Source organism: Gemmatimonas sp. (assembly GCF_044345575.1).
In the GTDB taxonomy this organism is placed as follows: Bacteria; Gemmatimonadota; Gemmatimonadetes; order Gemmatimonadales; family Gemmatimonadaceae; genus Gemmatimonas.
Window position 1 is genome coordinate 1 of the sequence record NZ_JBIJAW010000349.1, and the last position, 3,414, is coordinate 3,414.

General features: G+C 68.5%; 4 protein-coding genes. 2 read left to right on the forward strand and 2 right to left on the reverse strand.

From position 1 onward, the window contains the following. Together ACIQ6O_RS14905 and ACIQ6O_RS14910 are read left to right on the forward strand one after the other, a co-directional pair. A partial coding sequence (locus ACIQ6O_RS14905) for a tRNA (cytidine(34)-2'-O)-methyltransferase (RefSeq protein ID WP_396208569.1) occupies positions 1-220 on the forward strand: 220 nt, incomplete at its 5' end. 240 nt (positions 221-460) lie between these two features. Then, a complete protein-coding gene (locus tag ACIQ6O_RS14910) occupies positions 461-871 on the forward strand; it encodes an MGMT family protein (protein WP_396208570.1) in 411 nt (136 codons plus the stop codon). Positions 872-894: 23 nt separating this feature from the next. Here the strand turns inward: ACIQ6O_RS14910 and ACIQ6O_RS14915 are convergent, their stop codons facing one another. Then, the gene (locus tag ACIQ6O_RS14915) at positions 895-1,842 is read right to left on the reverse strand and encodes a glycerophosphodiester phosphodiesterase family protein (protein ID WP_396208571.1); all 948 of its coding nucleotides are present in this window, start codon (positions 1,840-1,842) and stop codon (positions 895-897) included. Between the two features lie 314 nt (positions 1,843-2,156). Further along, positions 2,157-3,197, reverse strand: a complete 1,041-nt coding sequence (locus ACIQ6O_RS14920; protein WP_396208572.1) for a LacI family DNA-binding transcriptional regulator — start codon at positions 3,195-3,197, stop codon at positions 2,157-2,159. Positions 3,198-3,414: the final 217 nt, after the last annotated feature.

Genomic DNA, 3,414 nt, shown 5'->3' on the forward strand with positions numbered 1-3,414 from the left:
GCAGCCGTACTGGGATGCGCCGATGGGTCACAGCGAGGGGGCGGTGCTCGTGTTCGGGCGGGAGACCGCCGGGCTGCCGCCGGCATTGCATGAACGGTATGCCGACCGCTTCGTGACCATGCCCATGCACTCCGAACACATCCGCTCGCTCAATCTCTCCACGAGCGTTGGCATTGCCGTGTACGAGGTGTTGCGGCAGCGGCGTGCGCTGGCCCCCTGACGAGTTCACGCGCAGCGTTCGGTCGCGTTGAGACTGCCTGTCTTGCGACAGAGGTCCGGTCTCGGTTGGAACTCTGTAACAATCACGCGCATTTGCCGCGGAAACCGGGGTACGCGCGGAAGACGGACAATTTGGCCGTTGCCTGCACACGGGGGTGTGTTCTACCATAGGCGCGCCCGCTCCCTCGGGTCCCTCCCAGCCGCTACGGCCATCCATCCGTCTGCAGTCGGAACAGGTTCGATGAGCACGATGACGCCGATCGCCCGCGATTCGCTTTTCGGGAACGCGCTCGCGATCAAGGCCACGTACACGCGTATGAACAACGACATTCTTGCCGTTGTGCGCGCCATTCCCGTCGGTCGCATCACCACCGTGGATGCGATCAGTCAGTATCTCAACGTGCCGACGCGGCACGTGCACTATCTCCTCGCGCGTCGCGATGATCTCGAGCGGGAGAGTTCACCGTGGCACCGTGTCCTGGCACACCGCGGGGCGATCGGGCGGGGCCTGTACGACGCGCGCGGGCGCTCGCAGGTCGAGTTGCTGGCGGCGGAAGGTGTCGAGGTCGGCTATCGCGGAAAAGTCACCGGGTTCGCCGCGCGCTACTTCCAGCCGTCGCTCGAAACGACGGGTGTGATTCCGTCGCGCTGACGTCGCGCCGCGGCTACCGGCGGCTACCTGCGGAGGAGCGCGCGCAGCAGGTCCGGGCGATCGGTGGTGATGCCATCGACGCCGAGGGCGAGGAGGCGCCGCATCTCGGTCGTGTCGTTCACCGTCCAGGGGAAGACGCGCACGCCGAGCCGGTGTGCCTCCTCGACGCGTTCCCGCGTGACGTTGCCCGCATTGGGTGACCAGTTGCGCCCGCCGATCGCGCGAATGGCGCGCGGCACCGAGCCGCCCACGCTATCCACATCGAGTCCGCCCATCCACTCCGAGGCGCCGGTGCGGCCGATCTGAATGGTGTTCCAGTCGCGCTCGGTGCGCCCCTCGGCGGTGAGCACGCTGGTGGGGATCTCGGGCGCGAGGCGATGCGCCGCCATGATGGCGCGCCAGTCGAAGGCGATGATCTGCGTGCGCGCGGTCACGCCACGCGCGCGCAGCACCTCCACGGTGCGACGTACGACCTCATCGGGCGCGGCGCTGAACGTGGGTTGCGTGGGATCGGTCTTGATCTCGACCACCAGACGCGCCGGCGGCGCACAGTCGCGCTGAAAGCGCGTGATGGTTTCGTCGAGGGTGGGAATGCGCTCGCCGTCGGCGGGCTGCTGCTCCGGGTGTCGTTTCGCGTAGTCGCTGCCTGCGCGCAGGCGCCCCACATCGTACGTGCGGAGTGCCGCCAGCGTCATCATGTGCAGCTGGGGCCGCGGGTCGCGGATGCTGTACGTCCCGACACTGTCGCGCGTGAGATCGGGGTGTAGCGCATAGTCGTGGTGCACCACGAGCGCGCCGTCACCCGTGACGTGCACGTCGAGCTCCACGCCGTTCGCGCCCTCACGACAGCCACGCGAAAAGGCCGCGAGGGTGTTCTCGGGCGCGAGCCCCGCCGCACCACGATGGCCGATGATGATGGGCGCGGGGGCGCAGGCGGCGAGGAGGAGGAGGGCGAGGAGGGCGCGGCGCATGGAGGGAGTGTGGTAGGGCGACTGGCGGGAGGCAATGCGGGGGTGGGGTTGGTACCGGTTTGTTGCGGTTGTAAACAGCAGACGGCAGACGGCAGGAACCACAGCACGCAGTGTCGGAGGAATGCGGTAGAACAACACGGGAGCCAGCGCTGCGCGCGGCTCCCGATTTCCCTACCGCAAAGGAAATCGGGCGCACCGCGAAGCGGCTGCGCCCGTGTTGTTGTACCGCATTCCTCCCGTTCTGCGTGCTGTGGTTCCTGCCGTCTGCCGTCTGCTTTTGAAACGCAGTTACCACGCGCAGTTAAAGCGCGCCGTTACGACGCCCCCCCCGCCTCCATCATCTTCCTCGCCGCCCCGCAGCTCGACCGGATCACCAGCTGGGCCGGCAGAATCTCGTGGGTCGCGGGCACCGCGGTGCCGCCGCCGCGCAGCGTTTCGATGAGGCGCAGCGCGGCGCGCTCGCCGAGGGCGTAGATCGGCATGCGCACCGTGGTGAGCGGCGGCGAGAGATACCGCGTCATCGGCGTGTCATCGAAGCCGGTGACGGCGATGTCGTCGGGCACGCGCAGGTCGGCGTCGCGCACGGCCGACATGGCGCCAATGGCCATCGTGTCGTTGGCCGCGAAGATGGCGTCGGGGCGCACGCCCGACTGCAGCAGCTGCGTGACCACGTCGTACGCCGTGTCCATGCGGAACTCGCCGGCGAGTTCGGTGAGCTCGCAGTCGTCGTACCAGTTGGCCACTTCGCGCGCCGCGTGCAGACGCTCGCTGGCGTCCACCTGACCGGCCGGGCCGCGCAGGAACACGATGCGTCGATGGCCCAGCGACAGCAGGTGCTTCATCATCGACGCGGCACCCTGGAAGTTGTTCACCGACAGCGCCGCGAACGCGCCCACATCACTGCCCGCGCCCACGAGCACCGTAGGATAGCGCTCGGCGACTTCCGCCAGCGTGGCGCGCGCCGCCACCGACGGCGAGACGGCGAGGAAGCCGTCTACCCGGCCGCGCATGTTGCTGACCGCGGCGGAGATTTCCTGCGCCTCGCGGCGCGCGCTCGTGACGAGCGTGAGGAACCCGTGCTTTTTCGCGGTTTCGTCGATCCCGCGGATGAACTCGGAGAAGAACTCGCCGTAGAGCTCGGGGAGCAGCACGCCCAGCGTGCGGGTGCGCCGGACAGCCACGGCGCGTGTGCCGCCGTGCGGGGCGTACCCCATCCGGTCGACGACCGACCGCACCCGGTCGCGAGTGTCTTCGGTGACACGGGCCGCATCGTTGAGGACGCGGCTCACGGTGGCGATGGACACGCCGGCCGCCTTGGCGACGTCGCGAATGGTCGGGGTGGGGCGAATGCTCACGCAGAACTCGGCGCAAAGAGGCGGGCTCCCACCGCCGCCTCGGCGCGGTCAGCAGGGTTCGGACAGCCTCGTCATCGGCAAACATGTAACGCGTTACAGGCTAACGCACGCCGAACCTGCGGCGTTGTTACATCGCCTTTCTGATCGCGGCGTCGAGGTTCTGCGTGCCGCCCACGCCCGTGTACACGACCTTCCCGGTCTTGTCGGCCACCACGAC

Coding starts and splice junctions, on each gene's coding strand:
- ACIQ6O_RS14910 (WP_396208570.1), top strand. CDS start 461: ATGAGCACGATGACGCCGATCGCCCGCGATTCGCTTTTCGGGAACGCG.
- ACIQ6O_RS14915 (WP_396208571.1), bottom strand. CDS start 1,842: ATGCGCCGCGCCCTCCTCGCCCTCCTCCTCCTCGCCGCCTGCGCCCCC.